12 protein-coding genes and 1 rRNA gene are annotated in these 14,222 nt (G+C 68.0%); 7 read left to right on the plus strand and 6 right to left on the minus strand.

The genetic code is table 11. The features are described 5' to 3' along the window. Window positions 1–104, plus strand: a 5S ribosomal RNA gene (gene rrf, locus V3B64_RS12990); the annotation flags it as partial. 451 nt (window positions 105–555) lie between these two features. Here the strand turns inward: rrf and V3B64_RS12995 are convergent. The 3 genes from V3B64_RS12995 to hemH all read right to left on the minus strand — a co-directional run bounded on the left by V3B64_RS12995 (window position 556) and on the right by hemH (window position 4,765). Beyond that, window positions 556–2,661, minus strand: coding sequence for a methyl-accepting chemotaxis protein (locus V3B64_RS12995; RefSeq protein ID WP_329914240.1), 2,106 nt, complete (start codon window positions 2,659–2,661; stop codon window positions 556–558). Between the two features lie 290 nt (window positions 2,662–2,951). After that, window positions 2,952–3,806: an alpha/beta hydrolase gene (locus tag V3B64_RS13000; protein WP_049424296.1), complete on the minus strand. Its 855-nt coding sequence runs from the start codon at window positions 3,804–3,806 to the stop codon at window positions 2,952–2,954. Further along, the gene (hemH, locus tag V3B64_RS13005; protein ID WP_201117687.1) at window positions 3,803–4,765 is read right to left on the minus strand and encodes a ferrochelatase; all 963 of its coding nucleotides are present in this window, start codon (window positions 4,763–4,765) and stop codon (window positions 3,803–3,805) included. Before hemH ends, V3B64_RS13000 begins: the two co-directional genes overlap by 4 nt. A gap of 165 nt (window positions 4,766–4,930) precedes the next feature. Here hemH and V3B64_RS13010 point away from each other — a divergent pair, with 165 nt between their 5' ends. From V3B64_RS13010 to tatC, 4 genes are all read left to right on the plus strand, one after another. Next, entirely contained in the window at window positions 4,931–5,824 is an 894-nt protein-coding gene (locus V3B64_RS13010; RefSeq protein WP_317218078.1) for a YSC84-related protein, read from the plus strand. A 75-nt stretch (window positions 5,825–5,899) separates the two neighbouring features. After that, entirely contained in the window at window positions 5,900–6,127 is a 228-nt protein-coding gene (gene tatA, locus V3B64_RS13015; RefSeq protein ID WP_032128453.1) for a Sec-independent protein translocase subunit TatA, read from the plus strand. A gap of 15 nt (window positions 6,128–6,142) precedes the next feature. After that, window positions 6,143–6,604 (plus strand): Sec-independent protein translocase protein TatB, encoded by a 462-nt coding sequence (tatB, locus tag V3B64_RS13020; protein ID WP_032128454.1) that lies wholly within the window; start codon window positions 6,143–6,145, stop codon window positions 6,602–6,604. After that, a complete protein-coding gene (gene tatC, locus V3B64_RS13025; RefSeq protein ID WP_032128455.1) occupies window positions 6,601–7,350 on the plus strand; it encodes a twin-arginine translocase subunit TatC in 750 nt (249 codons plus the stop codon). The genes tatB and tatC overlap by 4 nt, the downstream gene beginning before the upstream one ends. A gap of 86 nt (window positions 7,351–7,436) precedes the next feature. On the opposite strand, the gene V3B64_RS13030 is transcribed toward tatC, so the two are convergent. From V3B64_RS13030 to V3B64_RS13040, 3 genes are read right to left on the minus strand one after another with little or no spacing between them, the layout of a single operon-like run. Next, on the minus strand, window positions 7,437–8,348 hold the full coding sequence (locus V3B64_RS13030; RefSeq protein WP_012512520.1) for a BPSS1780 family membrane protein: 912 nt from the start codon (window positions 8,346–8,348) through the stop codon (window positions 7,437–7,439). Window positions 8,349–8,398: 50 nt separating this feature from the next. Beyond that, complete coding sequence (locus tag V3B64_RS13035) at window positions 8,399–9,145, minus strand: glutamine amidotransferase (protein WP_032128456.1); 747 nt, start codon at window positions 9,143–9,145, stop codon at window positions 8,399–8,401. Then, on the minus strand, window positions 9,117–10,952 hold the full coding sequence (locus tag V3B64_RS13040; RefSeq protein ID WP_049424290.1) for a GspE/PulE family protein: 1,836 nt from the start codon (window positions 10,950–10,952) through the stop codon (window positions 9,117–9,119). The genes V3B64_RS13035 and V3B64_RS13040 overlap by 29 nt, the downstream gene beginning before the upstream one ends. 83 nt (window positions 10,953–11,035) lie before the next feature. On the opposite strand from V3B64_RS13040, the gene glyQ reads away from it, so the two are divergent. Both glyQ and glyS read left to right on the plus strand, forming a co-directional pair. Next, window positions 11,036–11,947: a glycine--tRNA ligase subunit alpha gene (gene glyQ / locus V3B64_RS13045; RefSeq protein ID WP_006403404.1), complete on the plus strand. Its 912-nt coding sequence runs from the start codon at window positions 11,036–11,038 to the stop codon at window positions 11,945–11,947. 71 nt (window positions 11,948–12,018) lie between these two features. Further along, on the plus strand, window positions 12,019–14,094 hold the full coding sequence (gene glyS, locus V3B64_RS13050) for a glycine--tRNA ligase subunit beta (RefSeq protein ID WP_329914241.1): 2,076 nt from the start codon (window positions 12,019–12,021) through the stop codon (window positions 14,092–14,094). Window positions 14,095–14,222: the final 128 nt, after the last annotated feature.

Here is a 14,222-nt window from a genome sequence, read left to right on the forward strand (position 1 = left end):
TAGCGCTGTGGAACCACCCGATCCCATCCCGAACTCGGAAGTGAAACGCAGCTGCGCCGATGGTAGTGTGGCTCAAGCCATGCGAGAGTAGGTCATCGCCAGGGTTTACACCCAAAACCCCGCTGCTTACGCAGCGGGGTTTTTCTTTGTGCGCGCGAAATGCGGGTAGTGCCGGCCGCTGGCCGGCAACCCGATGGCGTTACATCGCCCGTTAGATCCAGGCCATACGCGGATATTCTCCGCGGGTAGCCACAGCGCCAACCAAGGTTGGCGTCTACCGAGTGCAGCCGGACCAACAGTAGGTCCACGCCATGCGTGGATGGGCTGTCCCTGCGAAGAGCGGTGCCAACCCCGGCAGCAGGCCAGACAGTGCGCGTCGCTGTGATTGCCGGCCAGCGGCCGGCATTACCAATAGATCCACGCCATGCGTGGATGCCCTCCGTGAGGAACCACGGCGCCAACCAAGGTTGGCAGCTACTGGCAGCAAGGCCTACGCAACAAAAAGACGGCGCCCTGCGGGCGCCGTCTTGATCAGGATCGAACTGAAGGCCCGGATCAGGCGGCCTGCGAGACCTCGTGCGGTTCCTGCTGGCGGAACACCGACACCGCCTCGGTAAGCGTACCCGCCTGCGATTGCAGCTCGCGTGCGGCCGCGGTGGCTTCCTCCACCAGCGCGGCATTCTGCTGTGTGGCCTGATCCATCTGCACCACGGTCTGGTTGATCTGCTCAATGCCGATCGACTGCTCCTGCGACGCCGCGGAAATCTCGCGCATCAGGTGGCTGACATCCTCCACGCCGCCAACGATGCCCTGCATGCGTTGGCCGGCGTCAGCTACCAGCTGGGCACCCTCACCCACCTGGCGGCCGGCTTCGTCGATCAGCTTCTTGATCTCCTGGGCCGCCGCCGCAGAGCGCTGCGCCAGTACCCGCACCTCGCTGGCCACGACCGCGAAGCCTCGGCCCTGTTCGCCGGCGCGTGCCGCCTCCACGGCTGCGTTCAAGGCCAGGATATTGGTCTGGAAGGCAATGCCGTCGATGACGCCGGTGATGTCGCCGATCCGCTTCGAAGCACCTTCGATGGCCTGCATGGTATTCACCACCCGCTGCATGGCCGTGTTGCCGTCACTGGCAGCGCTCTGCGTGGAAGCTGCCAACGCACTGGCCTCACGCGCATGGGCGGCGTTCTGGCGCACGGTGGCGGTGAGTTCCTCCATCGATGCTGCGGTCTCCTGCAGGTGCGCGGCCTGGCGCTCGCTGCGCTCGGACAACGCGCCGTTGCCGGCGGCAATCTCGCTGGCGGCGGTACTGATCGACGCCGCACATTCCTGGATGCGACCGACCATGCGTGCCAACTGACCGGCCGTGGCATTCGCATCGCGCTGGATGGCAGCGAAAGCACCGTGATACTCGCCGTGCATGCGCCGGTCCAGATCGCCATTGGCCAGTGCCGAGAGCATCTGCCGCACTTCGTTGACGGTGCTGCCGAGCGTATCGAGCAGCTGGTTGATGCCACCGGTCAGCCCATCGAGGAAACTGGCACCTTCAGTGGCCTGCAGGCGCTGGTCGAGATCACCGGCCGCTGCCGCAGCGACGATGCCGGCCACGGCGTTCTCCAGCGCGAGTTCATGGGTGCGGTCATGCCATTCCACGGCGAAGCCCAGGCGCACGCCCTGCGCATCGAACACCGGGGTGACCACCTGCGCGAAGTGCACCGGGCCGATCTGGACCTTGCCGTTGTGCGTGACCTGCAGGCCATTGAGGATCGCGCGGATGCGGTCCGGGTTGGCGTGGAAGCGGTGGATGCTGCTGCCGACCAGGCGCTCGGCATCGAAGTCGGGGAAGGCCTGGCGCAGTGTTGCCTGCTGGTTGCGCAGCAGGGCCACCACCGAGCGGTTCACGTAGCGGATCACGTGGTCGTTGTCGGCAATCATCATCGCGGTGCGCGAGGCATCCAGCGCCTGGCGGATCTGCGCATTCTCGGCATGCGCGTCAGCCTCGCGCCCACGCTGCGCCTGCACGTGGCGGGCGGTATCGGCCAGCGCATGGGCCAGCGAACCGGGTGCATAGGCCGCGGTATCCGCATGTGCGCTCAGATCGGTGCCCGTCGCGATATCGCGCGCCAGTGCCGCCAGGCGGCGTGGGCCGTGGCCAAGTGCCTCGGTCTGCTGCCGCAGGCGCAGCGCGACCTGGCCGAGGAACACGGTCAGGCTGGCGAACAGGCCGGCCTGCAGCAACGTCGGTCCCACGGCTGCGCCGTGCAGCAGCGGTACCAGCAGGGCGAGGGTGCCAACACCACCGGCCAGCCATACCGGCAGGCGATCGCGGTGGCTGAGCAGCACGCCCAGCAACAGCGCAATCGGCAATGCCGGTGACAGGCTGACGATCGCGCACAACAAGGCCAGCTGCAGCGACAACAGCAATGCCAGGCCCTTGCGGGCGACGGCCCGGCCCGCCTGTGGACCGGCCAGCCAGAGGGCGGGCAGTACGGCGGCCGCGGCCAACGCAGCGCCCGGTACGTGGGGCCCACGCAGGGCCAGCACGAGGCCAGCCACAGCCAACGCCGCGCTACCGATCAGCAGTCGACGGTCAGCGCGGCGCGCGAGCTGCTGCAGATGCGGCATGCGGGCGGTATCGGGGGGACGGGAGGATGCAACGGACATCGGCGACTCCTGGATCAGCAAACGACAACAGCCACGCCGCGGCGCACGCAGGAGTGCGTGAGCAGGGCGCGAGCCGGGAATTCGGGGAATGCGGCGCGATCAGCGACGCGGAGACGGGACACCGTGGCCACATCCTGTGGGTGACGGTGCAGCAGAGCGGGCATGCGGACTTCCTTGCAGAACCAGACACACGCCGCAGGCCCGACCGGACCTGCGTGCTGCGGACGCAGGGGCCCGCAACTGATGTATCGGCCGCAAACGCGCGGAGTGAAGCGCGCGGATACGTTTGCTCAGCCGGCGTTGCCGTTGCTGAAGAAGTGCAGGATCACGCCCGCGATCTGTTCCGGGTCTTCCATGTGCAGGTGATGGTTGCCGGCAAACACCGCCAGACGGCCATCGCGCAGGTGCTGCAGGCGATCGCTGCGCATCGGCTCGGGATAGTACGACTGCGCCGGTGTGGCGTAGATCACCTGCGTCGGGCAGGCGATGGCCTGCAGCAGGTTGTCGATCTGGCCTTCGCTGAGGCGGATCGCAGTGGGCAGCATCAGGCGCGGGTCGCTGCACCAGCGGTAACCACCTTCGACCGGCTCCACGCCGCGCTCGACCAGCAGCCGTGCACAGCGCTCGCTGAGCTGGTTGGTCATCATCCGCGCGCGGATCGGCGCGGCGAGGTCGGGGAACACGCGCAGCTGCTTGCGTGCCAGTGCGCGTGTGGCATTCACATGCTCGCGCAGGCGGTTGGCGGTTTCTTCCTCAGGACCACGCAGGCCGCCGAGTGCTTCGATCGCCACCAGCCGTTCGACACGGTCGCTGACCGAGGCGGTGAGGCTGGCGATGCCGGCGCCCATCGAATGGCCAAGCAGGCTGAAACGGTCCCAGCCCAGCGCGTCGGCGACGTCGAGTACGTGACAGATGGCGGCGGCCGTGGTGTAGCTGGCACCGGCCGGCAGATGCGCGCTGTGGCCGTGGCCGGGCAGGTCGATGGCCACCAGCTGCAACGACGACAGGTGCGGCGCCAGCGGCACGAAGCTGGCCGCGTTGTCGAGCCAGCCATGCAGGGCCAGCACGCGCGGGCCATCACCGTGGTTGCGCAGGCCGGCGACGCGCGCGCCACCGACCTCGAGTTCAAACGGCTGCAGGCTCATGCCAGTGACGCCACGGCCAGCCGTGCCAGCGCACGCGCGTGCTCCGGTTCGGCGTTGAGGCAGGGGATGTAGCGCATCGTCGCGCCGCGCTCGGCCAGTGTTTCGGTGAAGCCCAGTGCCACTTCTTCCAGCGTCTCCAGACAGTCGGTGGCGAAGCCCGGGCACACCACGTCGATCTGCTTCACGCCGGATTCGGCCAGCGCCCACAGGCTCGGCTCGGCATACGGCTGCAGCCAGCGCTCGCGGCCGAAGCGCGACTGATAGCCCATCTGCCAGTCGTCCCTGCCCAGGCCCAGCGCGTTGGCGATGGCCTGCGCACTGGCCTCGCAGCGCTGCGGATACGGATCGCCGGCGTCGGCCAGGCGCTGCGGAATGCCGTGGAAGGAGAACATCAGTTTCTGGCCACGACCGTGCTGTTCCCAGTAGCGGCGGATCGAGCCGGCAACGGCGTCGACCCAGCCCGGATCGACCGAATAGTCGCGCACCAGGCTGACGGTCACGCCCGGATTGCGGCGCTGCCAGGCATCGACGCGGTCTTCGACCGAGGCGGTGGTGGTGGTGGAGTACTGCGGGTACAGCGGCAGCACCACGATGCGGCGCGCACCGTCGGCCGCCAGCCGGTCGAGTTCGCTGGCCAGCGCCGGTTCGCCATAGCGCATTGCATGGCGCACCGTCAGGGTCGGCAACAGCGCTTGCATGGCCTGCGCCAGCTGGCGCGTATGCACCATCAGCGGAGAGCCCTCCGGCAGCCAGACCTGGGCGTACTTGGCCGCTGAACGGCTGCTGCGCAGCGGCAGGATCAGTCCGCGCAGCAACGGCTGCCACAGCAGTGCCGGGATCGAGACCACGCGGGGGTCGGACAGGAATTCGGCCAGGTAACGGCGTACGGCGGGGGCCGTCGGCGTCTCGGGCGTGCCTAGGTTGACCGCCAGCACGGCGGTATCGGGTGCGTCGAGCATGAGCGGTATTGTCGCCGATCCGGTGCCGCGCCGGGATGCAGGGTTCGGATTGCAGGCATAGCGCGCATCAATGTGAGCAGGGAACGCTCATTGGGGATTCATGACAACACTACTAATTTCAGTCACTTGCTATATCTTCCTATGGACTGACTTCTGGAGCCTGCCATGCGTCGCCCGATCCAAGCCCTGCTGATCGCCGCCAGCCTGCTGTCCAGCCAGGCCATGGCCGGACCGCAGGAAGACCAGCGTGCCCGCAATGCCGTGCGCGTGCTGGCTGAAATCCAGGAAATCCCTGAACAGGGCATTCCGGACAAATTGCTCGACGAAGGCCGCGCGGTCATCGTCATTCCCGACACGATCAAGGCCGGTCTGGTCATTGGCGGTCGTCGTGGCCACGGCCTGATGTCCGTGCGCATGCCCAACGGTGCCTGGTCCAACCCGGTGTTCGTGAAGCTCACCGGCGGCAGCATCGGCTTCCAGGCCGGCGTGCAGTCCTCCGATGTGGTGCTGGTGTTCCGCAACGACCGTAGCCTGGACAACCTGGTCAACGGCAAGTTCACGCTGGGCGCCGATGCGGGTGTCGCCGCCGGCCCGGTCGGCCGCAATGCCGCCGCCGCCACCGACGGTCAGCTGAAGGCCGAAATCTGGTCCTGGTCGCGCGCCCGCGGCCTGTTCGCCGGTGTCGCCCTGGATGGTGCGGTGCTGCAGATCGACGATGCCGCCAACCTGGACGCCTACGGCAGCAACACCACGCCGCGCATGATCTTCGAAGGCCGCGCCGCCGGTTCGCCGTCGATGGATGTGGTCACGTTCCGCGACCGCCTGGAAGAGGCCACCTACGCCGCGCGCAACAACCGCAACGGCAACGGTGGCAACGCGCCGCGTCCGGCAGCGGCCCCGGCGGTTGCTCCGGCGCCTGTTCAGGCAGCGCCGGCCGCCCCGGCCGAAGCCACTACCGCACCGCTGCAGAACGTGCCGCAGAACCCGCCGCCGCAGCAGCAGGGCTTCCAGCCGGTCAACGACGGCGAAATCCGCACGGAAACGCTGGGCGGAAACTGACTTTCGTCACGCGCGCCGGCTAACACCCGGTGCGCTATGCTCGACAGCCTGATCACTAACGTAACGAGCGTCTTTATGGGCAGTTTCAGCATCTGGCATTGGTTGGTCGTGCTGGCCATCGTCCTGCTGGTGTTCGGCACCAAGCGCCTGACCAGTGGCGCCAAGGATCTCGGTTCGGCGGTCAAGGAATTCAAGAAGGGCATGCGCGACGAGGACAAGCCGAACGCGCAGCTGGGCGATGAATCGCGCAGCCAGGACGCCTCGCGCGCCGCGCAGGACGAGCACGACCGTAACGCTCGCTGATCCGGAGCGGTCGCGGTGTTTGATATCGGCTTCAGCGAGCTGCTGGTGATTGCAGTGGTCGCCCTGGTGGTGCTCGGTCCCGAGCGCCTGCCCAAGGCGGCCCGCTTCGCCGGCCTGTGGGTGCGACGTGCCCGTAATCAGTGGGATTCGGTGAAACAGGAACTGGAGCGCGAACTGCAGGCCGAGGACATCAAGCGGCAGATGCAGGACGTGCGCCAGGGCATGCAGGACACCGAGAACCAGCTGCGCGCCAGCGGTGAAGCGATCCGTCGCGAAGCGCAGGAGGCCCAGCAGCAGGGCGATACGCTGGCGCAGGAGGTGCGCGCGCCGGCGCCCGCAGATCTTCCGCCGCACATGAGCGCCGTGCCCGACGCCGATGCGCCGGCACAGGAGAGCGTTGCTCCCGAGCCGACGCCGGCGACACCCCCTGAAGCCGGTGCGCCGCCGCCGCAGAGCAGCCCGGAGCGCCAGCCATGAGTGAACAGGATTTCGGCGAAAGCTCGCTGGTCGAACATCTGGTGGAACTGCGCGGCCGCCTGGTGCGCGCATTGCTGGGCCTGGGCGTGGTGCTGCTGGCGCTGCTGCCGTTTACCCAGAAGCTGTACAACGCGCTGGCCGAACCGCTGGTCTCGCAGCTGCCGAACGGGCAGACGATGATCGCCACCAACCCGGCCGGTGCGTTCTTCGCCCCGCTGAAGCTGACCTTCTTCGTCGCCCTGTTCGTGGCGGTGCCGTGGCTGCTGTACCAGCTGTGGGCGTTCGTCGCCCCGGGCCTGTATGCGCGCGAGAAGCGCCTGGCGGTGCCGTTGCTGGTGTCGTCGGTGCTGCTGTTCTACGCCGGCTGTGCCTTTGCCTACTTCCTGGTGCTGCCGGCGGTATTCCACTTCCTCACCACCTTCAGCCCGGACGTGATCGCGATCACCCCGGATGCGAACGCCTACCTGGATTTCGTGCTGGCGATCTTCTTTGCCTTCGGCGGCAGCTTCGAACTGCCGGTGGCAATGGTGATCCTGGTGCTGCTGGGCTGGGTGACGCCGCAGCAGTTCAAGGAAGGCCGTGGCTACGCAATCGTCGGCATCTTCGTGGTGGCCGCAGTGCTGACCCCGCCGGACGTGGTCTCGCAGCTGATGTTGGCGATTCCGATGTGCCTGCTCTACGAGCTGGGCATCCACGCCGCACGCTGGCTGGTGCCGTCATCGGTAGTGAAGAAACCCGCCGCCTGAAAGAAAAAAAGGGGACGGAGGGGATTAAGTCGTTAGCTGCACACACTGGGCATAAACGACTTAATCCCCTCCGTCCCCTTTTTCCGTCAGGCGTGGAACACGTCGCTTGAGGTCGGCGTGGTCGGGATCGGTGGGGCCGCGCGGCTGCCGCGATGCACGAACATCTGCTTCCACGCGGCGTAGACCGCGCCGACATACAGCGGCATCAGCACCGTGGTCAGCACCAGCTGGGCGATGAAGGCGGCGGCCAGCGGGCCACCGATCAGCATCGCGACCTGGATCACGATCACGAACAGGATGTACATGCAGAACGCGGCGATCAGGCCGAGCGCGGCGAACACGAACATCGCGCCGATGTTCTCGATGCAGCCCTGCAGGCTCAGGCGCAGCGCATGCATGCCGCTCTGCTTGTCGAACACCACCAGCGCCGGCTGGGTGAACATCGCCAGTGACAGCGCCACCGCGCTCAGGAACACCAGCAGCATCCACAGCGCGATGCGCTTGGCCGGCAGGTTGGCGACCAGCGCGGCCGCGTCGTCCGGCTTGATCTGCTGGCCGCTGCGGCTGATTTCTTCCATCTTGGTCATGACCTCGCTGAAGGCGGTGAAGCCCTCGCGGCCGATCATCATGAACAACAGTGCGCCCAGCAGCAGGACCGCCAGCACCTGGATCGCCAGCGGCACCAGCAGGTGGCTGACGCGGTGGTCGCGGATCGGCTGCAGCAGGTGCGAGGCCAGGCCCGGGCGGCCTTCGTCGATCTCGCCCACGGCATACAGCATGCCGCCGAACATGATCGGCGAAATGGCCAGGGTCATCAGCTGCACGGCCATGCCGGCGGCACCGGGAATCAGCGTCGACAGCAGGGTCACCACCCAGCTCACCAGCAGCCAGGTCAGGCCGATCCGGGCCAGCTGCAGCGGCGCACGCCGGTACAGGGAGAACGTATCCAGCAACCACTGGGCGCCCGCCGAGGCCGGCAGCTTGCGAATCTCTTTCATGGACATCCGGGAAGGACAGGAGGGGGCCGGGCGGCTGCCCGTGCCGCCGATTATCCCTGTTTTGCCACCGGCTGGGCTGAAGACAGCCGCGCCTGGCGGACGAAGCGGCGCAACAGCTGGCGGGCCAGTGGTGCGGCGCTGACCGCGCGCTCGATGCTGCGGGCGCAGCCGCCGTGGCGGCCGATGCAGTCGGCGCGGGCGCGCACGTAGCCGCGCATGTGGTGGGTGGCGAATTCCGGATGGAACTGCACGCCCCACGCCTGGCGGCCCCAGCGGAAGGCGTGGCAGCCGTCCAGCGGCGAGCGTGCCAGCACTTCGGCACCTTCCGGCGCGCGCAGCACCGTCTGCAGGTGGGTGGCGTGGGCGGCGAAATGCTGCGGCAGGCCCTGGAACAGCGGGTCCTGCGCGGCCTGCGGCTGCAGTTCCAGCTCGATCGTGCCGGACTCGCGGCCAGCCGGGTTGTAGGCCACCTCGCCACCCAGCGCGTGTGCCAGCAGCTGGTGGCCGTAGCAGATGCCGAATACCGGCAGGTCGTCGTGGGCGGTCTGGCGCAGCCATGCGGCGCTGCGCTCGCTCCACTCGGCGTGGTCGGTGACGAAGGCGGCCGAACCGGTCACCAGCACGCCGGCGAAGGCATGTGGGTCGGGCAGGGCGCCACCGTGTTCGACATCGACCACCACCGTCTCGTGCTCTTCCAGCCCGGCGGCGACGCGGATCCAGTGCGGAAAGCGCCCGTAGCGGCGCAGCGACGGTACCGGGCGGCCGGTTTCAAGGATCAGGAACGGGGCTGGGTTCATCCGGGGGTGGCAGCACTGACAGGACTTCCTCGATTGTAGTCAGCCCCTGCGCCACCTTTTCAAGCCCGGCCTGGCGCAGGGTTCGCAGCCCTTCAGCCCGCGCAGCCCGGCTGAAACCGGCCAGATCCATGTCGGCGCGGATCTGCCCGCGCAGCCGCGAGCCCAATGGCAGCAACTCATACAGGCCGATGCGGCCGAGGAATCCGGTGCGCCGGCACTCCAGGCAACCGACCGGCCGACAGGGCGTGGCGGCATCTGGATATGCGGCATGGCTATCAGCCAGCACCGCCCAGTCGGCGGCGCCGAGGCTGTGCGGCTGCTTGCAGTGCGGGCACAGCGTGCGCACCAGGCGCTGGGCGAGGATGCCGTTGAGGGTGCTGGCCAGCAGGTAGTGCGGCACGCCCAGGTCGAGCAGGCGGGTGACCGCCGAGGGCGCGTCGTTTGTATGCAGGGTGGACAGCACCAGATGGCCGGTCAGCGAGGCCTGCACCGCCATCTGCGCGGTTTCCAGGTCGCGGATCTCGCCGATCATGATGATGTCCGGGTCCTGCCGCAGCAGGGTGCGCACGCCGCTGGCGAAATCCAGGTCGATGTTGGTCTGCACCTGCATCTGGTTGAACTCGGGCGCGATCATCTCGATCGGGTCCTCCACCGTGCACACGTTCACGTCCGGCGTGGCCAGGCGCTTCAGCGTGGAATACAGGGTGGTGGTCTTGCCCGAGCCGGTCGGGCCGGTGACCAGCACGATGCCGTGCGGGCGTTCGACCAGTGCATTCCAGCCCGCCGCCTCCTGCGGGCTGAAACCGAGCTGGTCGATGCTCTTGAACGCGGCATCGGGGTCGAAGATACGCATCACGCACTTTTCGCCGAAGGCGGTGGGCATGGTCGACAGGCGCATCTCGACCTCGCGGCCGCCCGGCGAACGGGTCTTGATGCGGCCATCCTGCGGGCGCCGGCGCTCGGCCAGGTCCATGCGGCCGAGCACCTTGATGCGGCTGACCACCGCGGTCATCACCGCCGGCGGTACCTCGAACACCTTGTGCAGCACGCCGTCGATGCGGAAGCGCATGCGCCCCATTTCGCGGCGCGGCTCCAGGTGGATGTCCGAGGCGCGCTGCTCGTAGGCGTACTGCAGCAGCCAGTCCACGATATGCACGATGTGCTGGTCGTCGGCATTGACGTCGCCGGTGCGGCCCAGCTCCACCAGCTGCTCGAAGCTGGGCAGGGTGGTGTTGGCTTCGCCGCGCACGTCACCCCGGGCGCCGCGCACCGAGCGGGTCACCCCGTAGAACTCCATGGTGTAGCGGTGCAGGTCCAGCGGGTTGACCACCGCCAGTTCGATGCGGCGCCGGGTCAGGTGCTGCAGGTCGCGGCGCCATTCCTGCACCAGTGGCTCGCTGGTGGCCACCAGCACGCGCTCGGCATCCACCGCCAACGGCAGGAAACGGTGGCGGCGCGCGTAGGCATGGGAGACCAGCGCGGTGACCGCGGCGACGTCGACCCGGGTCGGGTCGATGCGCAGGTAGCGGCTGCCGGTGCGCTGCGCCAGCCACTCGGTGAGGCGCTCCAGGGTCAGTTCGCCACCGCCGTTGGCGGCCAGCTTGAGGTTGGACAGCAGCACCAGCGGGTGCACTTCACTGGCGTTGCGTGCGCCTTGCGCGGAAAAGCGCATGCGCTCGCGGTCCTGCTCGGCCACCAGGCCATCGGCGATCAGGGCCGCGGCAATCTGCTCGAACTGCAGGCGACCCCACGGCAGCGGTACGCCGCCAGCCTCGCCGGGCGTGCCCACCGGCAGCCGATGTTCCATCTGCCTGCTCCTCCCGGGTACGGAATGCCCCGCAGGTCGGCCGTTATACTAACGCACCCCCTTGCCGGCCAAGACTCGTACGCATGTCCGCGACCCCGACCGTTCCGATCACCTTCCAGGGCCTCATCCAGACCCTGAACCAGTTCTGGGCCCAGCAGGGCTGCGTGCTCATCCAGCCGCTCGACCTGGAGGTGGGCGCCGGTACCTTCCACCCGGCCACCTTCCTGCGTGCGATCGGTCCGGAGAGCTGGAACGCGGCCTACGTGCAGCCCTCGCGCCGCCCGACCGACGGCCGCTACGGCGAGAACCCGAACCGTCTGCAGCGCTACTACCAGTACCAGGTGGCGATGAAGCCGGCGCCGGACAACATCCAGCAGCTGTACCTGGATTCGCTGAAGGCACTGGGCATCGATCCGCTGGTGCACGACCTGCGCTTCGTCGAGGACAACTGGGAATCGCCGACGCTGGGCGCCTGGGGCCTGGGCTGGGAAGTCTGGCTCAACGGCATGGAGGTGACCCAGTTCACCTACTTCCAGCAGGCCGGTGGCCTGGAGTGCCGCCCGGTGCTGGGCGAGATCACCTACGGTCTCGAGCGCCTGTGCATGTACCTGCAGAACTGCGACAACGTCTACGACCTGGTCTGGACCTACGGCCCGGACGGCCAGCCGGTGACCTACGGCGATGTGTACCACCAGAACGAAGTGGAGCAGAGCACCTACAACTTCGAATACGCCGACGTGGAAGAAATGTTCCACCGCTTCGATGCCTGCGAGCGTGAAGCGCAGAAGCTGGTGGAAGTGAACCTGCCGCTGCCGGCCTACGAGCAGGTGATGAAGGCCAGCCACACCTTCAACCTGCTGGATGCGCGCCGCGCGATCAGCGTGACCGAGCGCCAGCGCTACATCCTGCGCGTGCGCGCGCTGGCCCAGGCGGTGGCCAAGGCGTACTACGAGCAGCGCGAGAAGCTGGGCTTCCCGGGCGCGAAGAAGGCCTGACGGCCGCTCTCCCCCTTACTCTGGGGCGCCGGACGCGTCGCGCGCTGCGCCCCCACCACAGGATTGAAACGATGAGCCAACTGTCCCCCCTGCTGATCGAACTGGGCACCGAGGAGCTGCCGGTCAAGGCGCTGCCGGGCCTGGCCCAGGCGTTCTTCGATGGCGTTGTCGACGGCCTGCGCAAGCGCGGCGTCGCGCTGGAACTGGGCGATGCGCGCCCGCTGTCGACTCCGCGCCGCCTGGCCGTGCTGCTGCCGGGCGTTGGCCTGGAACAGCCGGAACAGCACAGCGAAGTGCTGGGCCCGTACCTGAACATCGCGCTGGATGCCGAAGGCCAGCCGACCAAGGCCCTGCAGGGCTTCGCCGCCAAGGCCGGGATCGACTGGACCGCGCTGGAAAAGACCACCGACAACAAGGGTGAGCGCTTCGTGCACCGCGCGGTGACCCCGGGCGCGAGCACCGCCAGCCTGCTGCCGGAGATCCTGCGCGAGGCGATTGCGGCGATGCCGATTCCCAAGCCGATGCGCTGGGGCGACCACGCCTGGGGCTTCGCGCGCCCGGCGCACTGGCTGGTGCTGCTGCACGGTGCCAACGTGGTTGAAGCCGAGCTGTTCGGCCTGCAGGCCGGCCGCGTCAGCCGTGGCCATCGTTTCCACCACGACCAGGCGGTGTCGCTGGCCCAGCCGCAGGATTATGTTGAAGCCCTGCGTGCCGCGTTCGTGCTGGTCGACCCGAGCGAACGCCGTGCGCGCATCGTCGCCGGGGTCGAGGCCGCTGCGGCCAAGGCCGGTGGCAGCGCCCGCATCACCGACGACAACCTGGAACAGGTGGTGAACCTGGTCGAATGGCCGTCGGCAGTGCTGTGCAGCTTCGAACGCGCGTTCCTCGCGGTGCCGCAGGAAGCGCTGATCGAGACGATGGAGATCAACCAGAAGTTCTTCCCGGTGCTGGATGCCGCTGGCACCCTGACCGAGAAGTTCATCGGCATCGCCAACATCGAATCGAAGGACGTGGCCGAAGTGGCCAAGGGCTACGAGCGCGTGATCCGCCCGCGCTTCGCTGATGCCAAGTTCTTCTTCGACGAGGACCTGAAGCAGGGCCTGGTGTCGATGGGCGACGGCCTGAAAACGGTGACCTACCAGGCCAAGCTGGGCAGCGTGGCCGACAAGGTGGCGCGCGTGGCCGCTCTGGCCGAAGTGATCGCCCCCCAGGTCGGCGCCGACGCCGCGCAGGCCAAGCGGGCCGCGCAGTTGGCCAAGAACGACCTGCAGTCGCGCATGGTCAACGAATTCCCGGAACTGCAGGGCATCGCCGGCCGCCACTACGCCGTGGCCGGTGGTGAATCGCAGGAGGTGGCGCTGGCCATCGACGAGGCCTACCAGCCGCGCTTCGGTGGTGACGACATCGCGCTGTCGCCGCTGGGCAAGGTGCTGGCGATTGCTGAACGTGTCGACACGCTGGCCGGTGGCTTCGCCGCTGGCCTGAAGCCGACCGGCAACAAGGACCCGTTCGCCCTGCGCCGCAACGCGCTGGGCCTGGCCCGCACGATCATCGAAAGCGGCTTCGAGCTGGACCTGCGCGCGCTGCTGGCCAGCGCCAACGCCGGCCTGGCCGCACGCAACGTGCAGGCCGATGTCGGCGAGCTGTACGACTTCATCCTCGACCGCCTGAAGGGCTACTACGCCGACAAGGGCGTGCCGGCCACGCACTTCAACGCCGTCGCCGAGCTGAAGCCCGCCTCGCTGTACGACTTCGACCGCCGCCTGGATGCGATCGGCACCTTCGCCGCGCTGCCGGAAGCCGAGGCGCTGGCTGCGGCCAACAAGCGCATCCGCAACATCCTCCGCAAGGCCGAAGGCGACATCCCGGCCCAGATCGACCCGGCGCTGCTGCAGGAAGACGCCGAGCGCGCGCTGGCTGAAGCGGTCACCGCGGCCATCGACGACACCGGCGCCAGCCTGCAGCACAAGGACTATGTGGCTGTGCTGGCGCGCCTGGCACGCCTGCGCCCGCAGGTCGACGCGTTCTTCGATGGCGTGATGGTCAATGCCGAGGATCCGGCGCTGCGTGGCAACCGCCTGGCGCTGCTGACGATGCTGGGCGAGCGCCTGGGCAAGGTGGCAGCGATCGAGCATCTGTCGAGCTGACGCCCGTATCGGTAGTGCCGGCCGCTGGCCGGCATTGCCACCGCGCATCGGATCGGTCTGTGGGTTGCCGGCCAGCGGCCGGCACTACCGGATCACCGCTGGCGGATGTGCCTCGGGGTCATTGCCGG

The sequence above is a fragment of the Stenotrophomonas sp. SMYL86 genome (assembly GCF_036320025.1).
Lineage (GTDB): Bacteria > Pseudomonadota > Gammaproteobacteria > Xanthomonadales > Xanthomonadaceae > Stenotrophomonas > Stenotrophomonas maltophilia_A.

Excerpts from the sequence above, each read along its gene's own strand:
- V3B64_RS13030 (WP_012512520.1), bottom strand. The coding sequence starts at position 8,348 with ATGAAAGAGATTCGCAAGCTGCCGGCCTCGGCGGGCGCCCAGTGGTTG.
- hemH (WP_201117687.1), bottom strand. The coding sequence starts at position 4,765 with ATGCTCGACGCACCCGATACCGCCGTGCTGGCGGTCAACCTAGGCACG.
- V3B64_RS13000 (WP_049424296.1), bottom strand. The coding sequence starts at position 3,806 with ATGAGCCTGCAGCCGTTTGAACTCGAGGTCGGTGGCGCGCGCGTCGCC.
- tatC (WP_032128455.1), top strand. The coding sequence starts at position 6,601 with ATGAGTGAACAGGATTTCGGCGAAAGCTCGCTGGTCGAACATCTGGTG.
- V3B64_RS13035 (WP_032128456.1), bottom strand. The coding sequence starts at position 9,145 with ATGAACCCAGCCCCGTTCCTGATCCTTGAAACCGGCCGCCCGGTACCG.
- V3B64_RS12995 (WP_329914240.1), bottom strand. The coding sequence starts at position 2,661 with ATGTCCGTTGCATCCTCCCGTCCCCCCGATACCGCCCGCATGCCGCAT.
- tatA (WP_032128453.1), top strand. The coding sequence starts at position 5,900 with ATGGGCAGTTTCAGCATCTGGCATTGGTTGGTCGTGCTGGCCATCGTC.
- V3B64_RS13010 (WP_317218078.1), top strand. The coding sequence starts at position 4,931 with ATGCGTCGCCCGATCCAAGCCCTGCTGATCGCCGCCAGCCTGCTGTCC.
- V3B64_RS13040 (WP_049424290.1), bottom strand. The coding sequence starts at position 10,952 with ATGGAACATCGGCTGCCGGTGGGCACGCCCGGCGAGGCTGGCGGCGTA.
- glyQ (WP_006403404.1), top strand. The coding sequence starts at position 11,036 with ATGTCCGCGACCCCGACCGTTCCGATCACCTTCCAGGGCCTCATCCAG.
- glyS (WP_329914241.1), top strand. The coding sequence starts at position 12,019 with ATGAGCCAACTGTCCCCCCTGCTGATCGAACTGGGCACCGAGGAGCTG.